This is a genomic window from Pseudomonas sp. MS646 (assembly GCF_036693845.1).
Lineage (GTDB): Bacteria > Pseudomonadota > Gammaproteobacteria > Pseudomonadales > Pseudomonadaceae > Aquipseudomonas > Aquipseudomonas chlororaphis_E.
The window spans coordinates 191,741-207,905 of record NZ_CP144763.1 but is presented as its reverse complement, the minus strand read 5'-3'; the positions used below and the strand labels follow the sequence as shown (position 1 = coordinate 207,905).

Here is a 16,165-nt window from a genome sequence, read left to right as displayed (position 1 = left end):
AAAAAACCAGCCAAAATATTGACATAGTAGAGCGTCAAAACAACCCCTATTTGCGAAACAAGAACGTCCAGACCGCTGCTGCCTTACAGGCTGTCGGGTCCATGGAAGTCTACTGAGCGTGGCACCCGGAGAAGTCTTCAATGAGCAGTGTTATTGCCGTTGTCAAAAGCATTGTTGGTCAGGTTTTCGTCGTATCCCCCGAGGGCATTCGGCGTGTACTCATTGAAGGTGATCGCCTGTACACGGGCGACCAGTTGGACACCGGCCCTGCGGGCGCCGTCACGTTGGAATTGGCCGACGGCCGCACGCTCGACCTGGGCCGCGACACCCAGTGGAGCGCCAATGCACCCGACTCTTCCACCGATCTCGCCGCCGCCACTGCCCAGGCCGCGCCGTCGGTAGAAGAACTGCAGCAGGCCATCGCCGCCGGTGCCGACCCGACGACAGCCCTGGAAGCCACCGCTGCCGGCGCCACCGCCGCGGGGACGGGCGGTGCCGCCGGTGGCGGTCACACCTTCGTGGCGCTGGACGCCACCGCTGGCAGCGTCGACCCTACCGTCGGTTTTCCAACGGAAGGCCTGAGCACGGCCGCCGCCACCACCACCGACCTCACTGGCCTGGATACCAACGCCAATGCCAATACCACCGCCAACGCGGTGGTCAACGCGACGATGACCCTGAGCGCCACGCCGACCCTGACAGAGGCTGGTGGTGTGTTGGTCTACACCGCAACCGTGACCCAGGCGCCACAGACCGCCCTGACCGTGACACTGTCCAACGGCTCCGTGATCGTGATTCCAGCGGGCCAGACAACCGGCACCGTCAACGTTCCGCTGGCGCCGAACGACACGGTCTACAACGACCCCACCCAAATCAGCGTGACCGTTACTGGCACCACGGGCGGTACCGGCATCGCCGTGACCCTGCCTACCGCGCCAGCCGTGACCCAGATCACCGACACCATCGACACCACCAACGTCACCCTGACCGCAGGCAACACGGTGACTGAAGGCGGCCAGATCACCTACACCGCGACCCTGACCAACCCGGCACAGACCCCAGTGACCGTGACCTTGAGCAATGGCTCGGTCATCACCATCGCTGCAGGTCAGACTGCCGGCACCGTCACCGTCGACACCCCGGCTAACGACGTCTACAACAATGGCAGCACCGTCAGCACCACTATTACCGGTGCCACCGGCGGCAACTTCGAAAACCTGGTGCCAAGCACCACGCCAGCGGTCACTACGATCACTGATTCGGCTGATACCACCGGCCTGACCCTGTCCGCCAGCAACACCATCACCGAAGGCGGCCAGATCACCTACACCGCGACCCTGACCAACCCGGCTCAAACTCCAGTGACCGTGACCTTGAGCAATGGCTCGGTCATCACCATCGCGGCAGGCCAGACTGCCGGTACCGTCACCGTCGACACCCCGGCTAACGACGTCTACAACAATGGCAGCACTGTCAGCACCACCATTACCGGGGCCACCGGCGGCAACTTCGAAAACCTGGTACCGAGCACCACGCCAGCGGTCACTACGATCACTGATTCGGCTGATACCACCGGCCTGACCCTGTCCGCCAGCAACACCATCACCGAAGGCGGCCAGATCACCTACACCGCGACCCTGACCAACCCGGCACAGACCCCAGTGACCGTGACCTTGAGCAATGGCTCGGTCATCACCATCGCTGCAGGTCAGACTGCCGGCACCGTCACCGTCGATACCCCGGCTAACGACGTCTACAACAACGGCAGCACCGTCAGCACCACCATTACCGGTGCCACCGGCGGCAACTTCGAGAACCTGGTACCGAGCACCACGCCAGCGGTCACGACGATCACCGATTCGGCCGATACCACCGGCCTGACCCTGTCCGCCAGCAACACCATCACCGAAGGCGGCCAGATCACCTACACCGCCACCCTGACCAATGCCGCTCAAACGCCGGTGACCGTGACCCTGAGCAATGGCTCGGTCATCACCATCGCTGCGGGCCAGACCGCCGGCACCGTCACCGTCGACACCCCGGCTAACGACGTCTACAACAATGGCAGCACCGTCAGCACCACCATTACCGGTGCCACCGGCGGCAACTTCGAGAACCTGGTACCGAGCACCACGCCAGCGGTCACGACGATCACCGATTCGGCTGATACCACTGGCCTGACCCTGTCCGCCAGCAACACCATCACCGAAGGCGGCCAGATCACCTACACCGCCACCTTGACCAACGCCGCTCAAACCCCGGTGACCCTGACCTTGAGCAATGGCTCGGTCATCACCATCGCGGCAGGTCAGACTGCCGGCACCGTCACCGTCGACACCCCGGCTAACGACGTCTACAACAACGGCAGCACCGTCAGCACCACCATTACCGGTGCCACCGGCGGCAACTTTGAGAACCTGGTTCCGAGCACCACGCCAGCGGTCACGACGATTACCGATTCGACGGACACTACCGATCTGAGTCTGTCGGCATCCACCGAAGTGGCAGAGGGCGGTCAGATCCTCTACACCGCGACACTGACCAACCCTGCCGGTACCCCAGTCACCGTGACGCTGAGCAACGGCGCCGTGATCAACATCGCGGCCGGTGCAACCACTGGTTCCGTGGCTGTGGACGCGCCAAAAGACGACGTCTACAAGGACGCCGGCAAGGTCGAAGTCAGCATCGATAAAGCGGTTGGCGGTAACTTCGAAAACCTGGTGCCGAGCACTGCCCCAGCAGTGACTGATGTCACCGACACCATCGACACCAGCACTGTTTCGCTCACTGCGACGTCGACGGTGGCCGAAGGTGGCACCGTCGTTTACACCGCTTCGGTTAATGCCCCGGTGACTGATGCTCCGCTGGTTGTAACACTGAGCAACGGCCAGACCATCACTATCCCCGTGGGCGCAAGCTCCGCGTCGGTAAACTTCGTTGCGCCAAACGATGCCCTCGCCGGCGGCGACAACTTGAGCGTCAAAATTGACGACGCTCAGGGCGGCAACTACGAAAATCTGGTTGCAGATAAAACCCCAGCTGAAACCTCGGTGACTGACGTACAGGACACCACCGGTCTTAGCCTGAGCGCTACCGGCACCGTCGCCGAAGGTGGCTCGATCGTTTACACCGCGACCCTGACTAATGCAGCCGGCACCCCAGTGACCGTCACGTTGAGCAACGGCGCCGTGATCAACATCGCGGCAGGTGCAACCACCGGCACTGTGACCGTCGACGCGCCGAAAGACGACGTCTACAAAGACGCCGGCAAGGTCGAAGTCAGCATCGACAAGGCCACAGGCGGTAACTTCGAGAACCTGGTTCCGAGCACTACCCCTGCTGTGACTGACGTTACCGACACCATCGATACATCGACCGTCAGCCTGTCGGCCACCTCGACCGTGGCAGAAGGTGGCACCGTGGTTTATACCGCCTCGGTTAATGCCCCCGTGACTGACACTCCGTTGGTTGTCACGCTGAGCAATGGCCAGACCATCACCATCCCAGTGGGCGCAAGCTCTGCTTCGGTGAACTTCGTTGCACCAAACGACGCCCTCGCCGGCGGCGATAACCTGAGCGTCAAGATCGATGACGCCCAGGGCGGTAACTACGAAAAACTTGCCATCGATGGCAAAACTGCTGACACCACCGTTACCGACACCCAGGACACTACCGGTCTGACCTTGAGTGCGACTGATTCGGTTGCTGAAGGCGGCTCGATCGTTTACACCGCTACTCTGACCAACGCCGCCGGCACCCCAGTGACTGTGACGCTGAGCAATGGTGCGGTCATCAACATCGCGGCTGGTGCGACCACTGGCACCGTCACTGTCGATGCACCGAAGGACGATGTCTACAAAGATGCTGGCAAGGTTGAAGTCAGTATCGACAAGGCCACGGGTGGCAACTTCGAGAACCTGGTTCCGAGCACTACCCCTGCTGTGACTGACGTTACCGATACCATCGACACCAGTACCGTTTCGCTTACTGCGACTTCGACCGTGGCCGAAGGTGGCACTGTCGTTTACACCGCATCGGTAAACGCCCCGGTCACTGAAGAGCCGCTGGTCGTCACGCTGAGCAACGGCCAAACCATCACCATCCCAGTGGGCGCAAGCTCCGCGTCGGTGAACTTCGTTGCACCGAACGACGCGCTCGCCGGCGGCGATAACCTGAGCGTCAAGATCGATGACGCCCAGGGCGGCAACTACGAAAAACTTGCCATCGACGGTAAAACTGCTGACACCACCGTTACCGACACCCAGGACACTACCGGTCTGACGCTTTCCGCAACCGACACTGTGGCTGAGGGCGGCTCGATCGTTTACACCGCTACTCTGACCAACGCCGCCGGCACGCCAGTGACTGTGACGCTGAGCAATGGCGCGGTGATCAACATCGCGGCTGGTGCAACCACTGGCACCGTCACTGTCGACGCGCCGAAGGATGACGTCTACAAAGATGCTGGCAAAGTTGAAGTCAGCATCGATAAAGCCACGGGTGGCAACTTCGAGCACCTGGTGCCAAGTACCACTCCAGCCGTGACCAATGTCACCGATACCATCGACACGTCGACCGTCAGCCTGTCCGCCACTTCGACCGTCGCCGAAGGCGGTACCGTGGTCTACACCGCTTCGGTCAACGCGCCAGTCACTGACGCGCCATTGGTCGTCACTTTGTCGAATGGCCAGACCATCACCATTCCGGTCGGCGCAAGCTCTGCTTCGGTGAACTTCGTTGCACCGAACGATGCGCTCGCCGGCGGCGACAACTTGAGCGTCAAGATCGACGACGCACAGGGCGGTAACTACGAAAAACTTGCCATCGATGGCAAAACTGCTGACACCACCGTTACCGACACCCAGGACACTACAGGCCTGACCTTGAGTGCGACTGATTCGGTTGCTGAAGGCGGTTCGATTGTTTACACCGCGACCCTGACCAACGCCGCCGGCACCCCAGTGACCGTCACGTTGAGCAATGGCGCCGTGATCAACATCGCCGCTGGTGCGACCACCGGTACCGTCACTGTCGACGCACCAAAAGACGACGTCTACAAGGATGCCGGCAAGGTTGAAGTCAGCATCGATAAAGCCACTGGCGGTAACTTCGAAAACCTGGTGCCGAGCACCACGCCAGCGGTGACTGATGTCACCGACACCATCGACACCAGCACTGTCTCGCTCACGGCGACGTCGACGGTGGCCGAAGGCGGCACCGTGGTTTATACCGCCTCGGTCAACGCTCCAGTCACTGACGCGCCATTGGTCGTCACCTTGTCGAATGGCCAAACCATCACCATTCCGGTCGGCGCAAGCTCTGCTTCGGTGAACTTCGTTGCACCGAACGACGCCCTCGCCGGCGGCGACAACTTGAGCGTCAAGATCGACGATGCCCAGGGCGGCAACTACGAAAAACTCGCCATCGATGGCAAAACTGCGGATACCACGGTTACCGATACTCAAGACACCACCGGCCTGACGCTTTCCGCAACCGACACTGTGGCTGAGGGCGGCTCGATCGTTTACACCGCTACTCTGACCAATGCAGCCGGCACCCCAGTGACCGTCACGTTGAGCAATGGCGCCGTGATCAACATCGCCGCTGGTGCGACCACCGGTACCGTCACTGTCGACGCGCCAAAAGACGACGTCTACAAAGACGCCGGCAAGGTCGAAGTCAGCATCGATAAAGCCACTGGCGGCAACTTCGAGAACCTCGTTCCGAGCACTACTCCAGCGGTCACTGACGTTACCGACACCATCGACACCAGCACCGTTTCGCTTACTGCGACTTCGACCGTGGCCGAAGGTGGCACCGTGGTTTATACCGCCTCGGTTAATGCCCCGGTGACTGACGCTCCGTTGGTCGTCACTTTGTCGAATGGCCAAACCATCACCATCCCAGTAGGCGCAAGCTCTGCTTCGGTGAACTTCGTTGCACCAAACGACGCCCTCGCCGGCGGCGATAACCTGAGCGTCAAGATTGACGACGCACAGGGCGGTAACTACGAAAATCTGGTTGCAGATAAAACTCCAGCCGAAACTACGGTTACAGACACCCAAGACACTACCGGTCTGACGCTTTCCGCAACCGACACTGTCGCTGAAGGCGGCTCGATCGTTTACACCGCAACCCTAACCAACGCCGCCGGCACGCCAGTGACTGTGACACTGAGCAATGGCGCGGTGATCAACATCGCGGCTGGTGCAACCACTGGCACCGTCACCGTTGATGCGCCTAAAGACGACGTCTACAAAGACGCGGGCAAAGTTGAAGTCAGCATCGATAAAGCCACAGGCGGCAACTTCGAGAATTTGGTGCCGAGCACCACTCCAGCGGTAACAGATGTCACTGACACCATCGACACTAGTACCGTTTCGCTCACCGCGACTTCGACGGTGGCCGAAGGTGGCACTGTCGTTTACACCGCCTCGGTCAACGCTCCAGTCACTGAAGCACCGCTGGTCGTCACTTTGTCGAATGGCCAGACCATCACCATCCCAGTAGGCGCAAGCTCTGCTTCGGTGAACTTCGTTGCACCAAACGACGCCCTCGCCGGCGGCGATAACCTGAGCGTCAAAATTGACGATGCCCAGGGCGGTAACTACGAAAAACTCGCCATCGATGGCAAAACCGCTGACACCACCGTTACCGATACCCAGGACACCACCGGCCTGACGCTTTCTGCAACCGACACTGTGGCTGAGGGTGGCTCGATCGTTTACACCGCAACCCTGACTAACGCCGCCGGCACGCCAGTGACTGTGACACTGAGCAATGGCGCGGTGATCAACATCGCGGCTGGTGCAACCACCGGTACCGTCACTGTCGATGCGCCTAAAGACGACGTCTACAAGGACGCCGGCAAAATTGAAGTCAGCATCGACAAGGCCACAGGCGGTAACTTCGAGAACCTGGTTCCGAGCACTACCCCTGCTGTGACTGACGTTACCGACACCATCGATACATCGACCGTCAGCCTGTCGGCCACCTCGACCGTGGCTGAAGGTGGCACCGTGGTTTATACCGCCTCGGTTAATGCCCCCGTGACTGACGCTCCGTTGGTTGTCACGCTGAGCAATGGCCAGACCATCACCATTCCCGTGGGCGCAAGCTCTGCTTCGGTAAACTTCGTTGCTCCGAACGACGCCCTCGCCGGCGGCGATAACCTGAGCGTCAAGATTGATGACGCTCAGGGCGGCAACTACGAAAAACTCGCCATCGATGGCAAAACTGCGGACACCACCGTTACTGATACACAGGACACCACCGGCCTGACGCTTTCCGCAACTGACACTGTCGCTGAGGGCGGCTCGATTGTTTACACCGCTACTCTGACCAATGCTGCAGGTTCGCCAGTCACTGTGACGCTGAGCAATGGTGCGGTGATCAACATCGCGGCCGGTGCAACCACTGGCACCGTGACCGTCGACGCGCCGAAGGATGACGTCTACAAAGACGCCGGCAAAGTTGAAGTCAGCATCGATAAAGCGGTTGGCGGTAGCTTCGAGAACTTGGTTCCGAGCACCACTCCAGCCGTAACGGACGTTACTGACACCATCGATACGTCGACTGTCAGCCTGACCGCCACTTCGACCGTTGCTGAAGGCGGTACCGTGGTCTACACCGCTTCGGTCAACGCACCGGTCACCAACGCGCCGCTGGTTGTCACACTGAGCAACGGCCAGACCATCACCATCCCAGTGGGCGCGAGCTCCGCATCGGTGAATTTCGTTACGCCAAACGATGCACTCGCTGGCGGCGACAACTTGAGCGTCAAGATTGACGATGCCAAGGGCGGCAACTACGAAAATCTGGTTGCAGATAAAACTCCAGCTGAAACTACGGTTACAGACACCCAGGACACTACCGGCCTGACCTTGAGTGCGACTGATTCGGTTGCTGAAGGTGGCTCGATCGTTTACACCGCTACCCTGACCAACGCCGCCGGCACCCCAGTGACCGTCACGTTGAGCAATGGCGCCGTGATCAACATCGCCGCTGGTGCGACCACCGGTACCGTCACTGTCGACGCGCCAAAAGACGACGTCTACAAAGACGCCGGCAAGGTCGAAGTCAGCATCGATAAAGCCACTGGCGGCAACTTCGAGAACCTCGTTCCGAGCACTACTCCAGCGGTCACTGACGTTACCGACACCATCGACACCAGCACCGTTTCGCTTACTGCGACTTCGACCGTGGCCGAAGGTGGCACCGTGGTTTATACCGCCTCGGTTAATGCCCCGGTGACTGACGCTCCGTTGGTCGTCACTTTGTCGAATGGCCAAACCATCACCATCCCAGTAGGCGCAAGCTCTGCTTCGGTGAACTTCGTTGCACCAAACGACGCCCTCGCCGGCGGCGATAACCTGAGCGTCAAGATTGACGACGCACAGGGCGGTAACTACGAAAATCTGGTTGCAGATAAAACTCCAGCCGAAACTACGGTTACAGACACCCAAGACACTACCGGTCTGACGCTTTCCGCAACCGACACTGTCGCTGAAGGCGGCTCGATCGTTTACACCGCAACCCTAACCAACGCCGCCGGCACGCCAGTGACTGTGACACTGAGCAATGGCGCGGTGATCAACATCGCGGCTGGTGCAACCACTGGCACCGTCACCGTTGATGCGCCTAAAGACGACGTCTACAAAGACGCGGGCAAAGTTGAAGTCAGCATCGATAAAGCCACAGGCGGCAACTTCGAGAATTTGGTGCCGAGCACCACTCCAGCGGTAACAGATGTCACTGACACCATCGACACTAGTACCGTTTCGCTCACCGCGACTTCGACGGTGGCCGAAGGTGGCACTGTCGTTTACACCGCCTCGGTCAACGCTCCAGTCACTGAAGCACCGCTGGTCGTCACTTTGTCGAATGGCCAGACCATCACCATCCCAGTAGGCGCAAGCTCTGCTTCGGTGAACTTCGTTGCACCAAACGACGCCCTCGCCGGCGGCGATAACCTGAGCGTCAAAATTGACGATGCCCAGGGCGGTAACTACGAAAAACTCGCCATCGATGGCAAAACCGCTGACACCACCGTTACCGATACCCAGGACACCACCGGCCTGACGCTTTCTGCAACCGACACTGTGGCTGAGGGTGGCTCGATCGTTTACACCGCAACCCTGACTAACGCCGCCGGCACGCCAGTGACTGTGACACTGAGCAATGGCGCGGTGATCAACATCGCGGCTGGTGCAACCACCGGTACCGTCACTGTCGATGCGCCTAAAGACGACGTCTACAAGGACGCCGGCAAAATTGAAGTCAGCATCGACAAGGCCACAGGCGGTAACTTCGAGAACCTGGTTCCGAGCACTACCCCTGCTGTGACTGACGTTACCGACACCATCGATACATCGACCGTCAGCCTGTCGGCCACCTCGACCGTGGCTGAAGGTGGCACCGTGGTTTATACCGCCTCGGTTAATGCCCCCGTGACTGACGCTCCGTTGGTTGTCACGCTGAGCAATGGCCAGACCATCACCATTCCGGTCGGCGCAAGCTCTGCTTCGGTGAACTTCGTTGCACCGAACGATGCGCTCGCCGGCGGCGACAACTTGAGCGTCAAGATCGACGATGCCAAGGGCGGCAACTACGAAAATCTGGTTGCAGATAAAACTCCAGCCGAAACTACGGTTACAGACACCCAGGACACTACCGGTCTGACGCTTTCCGCAACCGACACTGTGGCTGAGGGCGGCTCGATCGTTTACACCGCTACTCTGACCAACGCCGCCGGCACACCAGTGACCGTCACGCTGAGCAACGGCGCCGTGATCAACATCGCGGCTGGTGCAACCACCGGCACTGTGACCGTCGACGCACCGAAAGATGACGTCTACAAAGACGCCGGCAAAGTTGAAGTCAGCATTGATAAAGCGGTTGGTGGTAACTTCGAGAACCTCGTTCCGAGCACTACTCCAGCGGTCACTGACGTTACCGATACCATCGACACCAGCACCGTTTCACTCACGGCGACTTCGACCGTCGCTGAAGGCGGTACCGTGGTCTACACCGCCTCGGTCAACGCCCCGGTCACTGATGCTCCGCTGGTTGTAACACTGAGCAACGGCCAGACCATCACTATCCCCGTGGGCGCAAGCTCCGCGTCGGTGAACTTCGTTGCACCAAACGACGCCCTTGCTGGCGGCGACAACTTGAGCGTCAAGATTGATGACGCTCAGGGCGGCAACTACGAAAAACTCGCCATCGATGGCAAAACTGCGGACACCACCGTTACTGATACACAGGACACCACCGGCCTGACGCTTTCCGCAACTGACACTGTCGCTGAGGGCGGCTCGATTGTTTACACCGCTACTCTGACCAATGCTGCAGGTTCGCCAGTCACTGTGACGCTGAGCAATGGTGCGGTGATCAACATCGCGGCCGGTGCAACCACTGGCACCGTGACCGTCGACGCGCCGAAGGATGACGTCTACAAAGACGCCGGCAAAGTTGAAGTCAGCATCGATAAAGCGGTTGGCGGTAGCTTCGAGAACTTGGTTCCGAGCACCACTCCAGCCGTAACGGACGTTACTGACACCATCGATACGTCGACTGTCAGCCTGACCGCCACTTCGACCGTTGCTGAAGGCGGTACCGTGGTCTACACCGCTTCGGTCAACGCACCGGTCACCAACGCGCCGCTGGTTGTCACACTGAGCAACGGCCAGACCATCACCATCCCAGTGGGCGCGAGCTCCGCATCGGTGAATTTCGTTACGCCAAACGATGCACTCGCTGGCGGCGACAACTTGAGCGTCAAGATTGACGATGCCAAGGGCGGCAACTACGAAAATCTGGTTGCAGATAAAACTCCAGCTGAAACTACGGTTACAGACACCCAGGACACTACCGGCCTGACCTTGAGTGCGACTGATTCGGTTGCTGAAGGTGGCTCGATCGTTTACACCGCTACCCTGACCAACGCCGCCGGCACCCCAGTGACCGTCACGTTGAGCAATGGCGCCGTGATCAACATCGCCGCTGGTGCGACCACCGGTACCGTCACTGTCGACGCGCCAAAAGACGACGTCTACAAAGACGCCGGCAAAGTTGAAGTCAGCATCGATAAAGCGGTTGGCGGTAACTTCGAGAACCTCGTTCCGAGCACCACTCCAGCCGTAACGGACGTTACTGACACCATCGATACGTCGACTGTCAGCCTGACCGCCACTTCGACCGTTGCTGAAGGCGGTACCGTGGTCTACACCGCTTCGGTCAACGCACCGGTCACCAACGCGCCGCTGGTTGTCACACTGAGCAACGGCCAGACCATCACCATCCCAGTGGGTGCAAGCTCCGCGTCGGTGAACTTCGTTACGCCAAACGACGCCCTCGCCGGAGGCGATAACCTGAGCGTCAAGATTGACGATGCCAAGGGCGGCAACTACGAAAAACTCGCCATCGATGGCAAAACTGCGGACACGACAGTCACAGACACCCAGGACACTACCGGCCTGACCTTGAGTGCGACTGATTCGGTTGCTGAAGGTGGATCGATCGTTTACACCGCAACCCTGACCAATGCCGCCGGCACGCCAGTGACCGTTACATTGAGCAACGGTGCGGTGATCAACATCGCGGCCGGTGCAACCACTGGCACCGTGACCGTCGACGCGCCGAAGGATGACGTCTACAAAGACGCCGGCAAGGTCGAAGTCAGCATCGATAAAGCCACTGGCGGCAACTTCGAAAACCTAGTTCCGAGCACTGCCCCAGCAGTGACTGATGTCACCGACACCATCGACACATCGACCGTCAGCCTGTCCGCCACTTCGACCGTCGCCGAAGGCGGCACCGTGGTCTACACCGCCTCGGTCAACGCCCCGGTCACCAACGCGCCGTTGGTCGTCACGCTGAGCAACGGCCAGACCATCACCATCCCAGTGGGCGCAAGCTCTGCTTCGGTGAACTTCGTTGCACCAAACGACGCCCTCGCCGGCGGCAATCACCTGAGCGTCAAGATCGATGACGCCCAGGGCGGTAACTACGAAAAACTCGCCATCGACGGCAAAACCGCTGACACCACCGTTACGGATACTCAGGACACTACCGGCCTGAGCCTGAGCGCTACCGGTACCGTGGCCGAGGGTGGTCAGATCACCTACACCGCGACCCTGACCAACGCGGCCGGTACACCTGTCGACGTTACCCTGAGCAATGGCGCCGTCATTCACATCGACGCCGGCAAAACCACCGGCACCGTCACTGTCGATGCACCTAAAGACGACGTCTACAAAGACGCCGGCAAGGTCGAAGTCAGCATCGATAAAGCCACAGGCGGTAACTTCGAAAACCTGGTGCCAAGTACCACTCCAGCCGTGACCAATGTCACCGACACCATCGACACCAGTACTGTCAGCATCAGCGGCAGCACGTCGGTCACCGAAGGCCAGACCGCTACGTACACCGTCAGCCTGACGAACCCGGCGCAAACCGAGGTGACGCTCAAGATCGTCTACAGCGGCACCGCCGCCGACGGCTCGGACTTCACCGGCGTCTACACCGTGAAGATCCCGGCCAACGGCACCAGCGCCACCTTCAACGTGGCCACGCTGGACGACAAGATCACCGAAGGCACGGAAAACTTCGTGGTCAAGATCGACTCGGCCACCGGCGGCAACTTCGAGAACCTGGCGATCAGCGGCACCAATGGCAGCGTCAGCACCTCGATCATCGACAACGATGCGCCACCGGTACTCGACCTGGATGCCAACAACTCCAGCGGCAAGACCGGCGCTGACTATCAGGTGACCTTCACCGAAGGCACCCCTGGCCAGGGCGTGTCGATTGGCGACACTGACCTGAAAATCACCGACCCGGACAGCACCATGCTGACCGGCGCCACCATCGTGCTGACCAACCGTCAGCCCGGCGATGCGCTGAACCTGGGCAACAGCGTCAATGGCATCAGCATCAACGCCAACAGCACCAACGGTACGGTCACGCTGACCCTGTCCGGCAACGCGACGCTCGCCGACTACATGCAGCAGATCAAGAACATCAGCTTCACCAACAGCAGCGATGACCCAAGCACCGTCCCGCGCATCATCACCGTGACCGTGACCGACGGCACCAGTTACTCCAACACCGCCACCACCACCGTGAACGTGGTCGGGGTCAACGATGCACCGGTGGCCACCGGCGGTGCGGTGACCGGTACCGAGGACACTTCGCTGGTCCTCGGCTGGTCGACCTTCGGCGTCAGCGACCTGGACAGCCCGGCAGCCAGCCTGGGCGTGAAAATCACCGGCCTGCCAAGCGACGGCAAGTTGCAGTACCTCGATGGCGCAACCTGGAAGGACGTGGCCAACAACCAGACCTTCACCAAGGCCGACATTGATGCCGGCAAGCTGCGCTTCACGCCGGATGCCAACGAATCCGGTGCCAACGGCAACCCGGCCGGCGTGGGCGATCAAAAGGCCGATTACGCACAGATCAGCTTCCAGCCCACCGACGGCCAGGCACTGGGCACTACCGGCACCGTGAAGATCGACATCACACCCGTTGCCGACGCCCCGACCCTCAACGTGGCCGGCAACAGCGTGACCTCCACCGGCCTGATCAAGGAAGTCTGGACCGGCCTGTCTGGCCTGGGCACCGATGGCAGCGGCGCGCCGTCCGGCACCCTCAAGTCGGTGATCGATGCTGCCGGCACGCCGAACAGCAGCAGCACCGTGACCAACGTGCAGTCCGACAGCAACGTGAACCCTGGCACGGCGTCGAAAACTTCCGGTCTGATTTACCTCGAAGCCGGCAAGACCTACACCTTCAGCGGCACCGGCGACGACAGCCTGTTGGTGACCGTCGGCGGCAAGGACGTGGCGGCGATTACCTGGGGCGCGGGCGGCAAGCTGAACGGCTCGTTCACGCCGACCACCAGCGGCTACTACACCCTGGACATCTACCACCACAACCAGACCGGTCCGGGCAGCTATGACGTGAACCTGTCGGTCAACGGCGGCACGGCGGTCGACCTGAGCAGTGCTGGCGTACCGCTGTACACCGGCGTGGCTGACCTGGCGAATGCGGGCGTGACGGTCTCCGACCTGCACGGCAGCAATGGCGAGGGTTACTACGACGGCTACAAGCTCAACGAAGGCGCCGAAGGCTCCAGCGTGCACCTGTCGAAGATCACCACCGCCCTGACCGACACCGACGGCTCCGAAAGCCTGAGCGTGAAAGTCGGCGGTATCCCTGAAGGCAGCGTGCTGACCGATGGCGCGGGCCACACCGCGACCGTGGGCAGCAGCGGCGAAGCCTCGATCACCGGCTGGAACCTGGGCAGCCTGACCTTGACGCCACCGGCGTACTACAACGGCAAGTTCAACGTGACCGTGACGTCGACGGCCACCGAAGCCCTGGGAGGCTCGGCAGTCACCACGGCCCAGATCCCGGTTACCGTGTACCCGGCCGTCTACAACGCCACCACCGCGACCTCCGCCAGTGACAACGTCGTCGGCACCGACGCCAACGACATCATTGTCGCCGACATCGGCGGCCTGACCGTGGTACCGGGCGTCAACTACAACATCGCCTTCATGGTCGACAGCTCCGGCAGCATGAGTTCCTCGTCCATCACCGCGGCCAAGGACTCGCTGACGTCGGTGTTCAACACCCTCAAGCAAAGCCTGGGCAGCAACTCCGGCACGGTGAACATCTTCCTGGCCGACTTCGACGCCCAGGTGAACAAGACCGTTTCGGTGAACCTCAACGACCCGAATGCCCTGACACTGCTCAAGGGCGTGCTGAACTCCATGGTTTCCGGCGGCGGCACCAACTACGAGGACGTGTTCAAGACCACGGCCAACTGGTTCAAGAGCACCGAGGCCATGGCCAACACCGGCGCGAAGAACCTGACGTACTTCATCACCGACGGCCAGCCGACGTTCTACCAGGCCGGCGAGCAGACGAACCCGACCCTGTATGGCGATGTGAAGCTGGACAGCCTCATCACCACCAACAACTACAAGCTTGGGCAAACCTTCAGCGCCGATCTGGACAGCAAGCACCGCGTGCAGGTCGATAGCAGCGGCAACGTCACGCTGCAGACCTGGCAGAAGTCCTGGGGCGGCTACTGGAGCAGCGAGGAACTGGGCACCCTGCACGCCCAAGGGGACGGCACCTATGAACTGTCCTACCTCAGCGGCACCGGCAACAGCACCGACTCGGCCACCAGCAGCAACTCCCTGAGTGCCTTTGCGCTGCTCAGCTCGGTGTCCGGCGTGGAAGCCATCGGCCTGAACCAGGGCGTGACCCTGGCCGACCTCAAGCCCTACGACTCGGACCAGACGCCGCAGACCAACATCGACCCGAAAAACCTGGCCAACTCGATCATCGGCCACACCGAAGCGACCCTGCCGGGGGCCGACACCGTCAATGGCGGCGATGGCCACGACATCCTGTTCGGCGACCTGGTGAGCTTCAACGGCATTGCCGGCGAGGGTTACCAGGCCATCCAGGCGTTCGTTGCCCAGCAAAACGGCGTGGACGTCAGCAAAGTCACCACCAGCAACGTGCACCAGTACATCACCGAACACTACACCGCGTTCGATGTGTCGGGTGCCCACGATGGCAATGACACCCTGCTCGGCGGCGCCGGCAACGACATCATCTTCGGCCAGGGCGGCAACGACCTGCTCGACGGTGGCAAGGGCAACGACATCCTGCTCGGTGGCACCGGCAACGACACGCTGATTGGCGGCCAGGGCAATGACACCCTGATCGGTGGCTTGGGCGGCGATACCTTTGTCTGGAAGTCCGGTGACACCGGCACTGACGTGATCAAGGACTTCAAGGCCGCTGAAGGTGACCGGATCGACCTGCGGGATCTATTGCAGGGCGAAAGCGGCAGCACCATCGACCACTTCCTGAAAATCAGCACGGTCGATGGCGTGTCGTCGCTGCAAGTGAGCAGCTCCGGTCAGTTCAACACCGGCAACGCCGCGGCGACGCCGGACGTGACGATCAAGCTGGAAGGCAACAACTGGTCGAGCGTCAACCTGAACTCGTTGATCGCCGGCAGCGACCCGACCATCAAGATCGATCACAACAACAGCTGAACCTGACACAAACCGGTGGCGAGGGAGCAAGCTCCCTCGCCACAATAAGTGTTCATACTCCCGCAGAGTTGGCCTATGCTGCC

The 16,165-nt window shown here is 60.7% G+C and carries 1 protein-coding gene; it reads left to right on the top strand.

Going from position 1 to position 16,165, the window contains the following annotated elements:
• Window positions 1-140: 140 nt before the first annotated feature.
• On the top strand, window positions 141-16,082 hold the full coding sequence (locus V3H56_RS00870; RefSeq protein ID WP_338474101.1) for a LapA family giant adhesin: 15,942 nt from the start codon (window positions 141-143) through the stop codon (window positions 16,080-16,082).
• The last annotated feature ends 83 nt before the right edge of the window (window positions 16,083-16,165 follow it).

Bases quoted from the DNA above. Each gene is read 5' to 3' on its own strand.
- V3H56_RS00870 (WP_338474101.1), top strand. From the start codon at position 141: ATGAGCAGTGTTATTGCCGTTGTCAAAAGCATTGTTGGTCAGGTTTTC.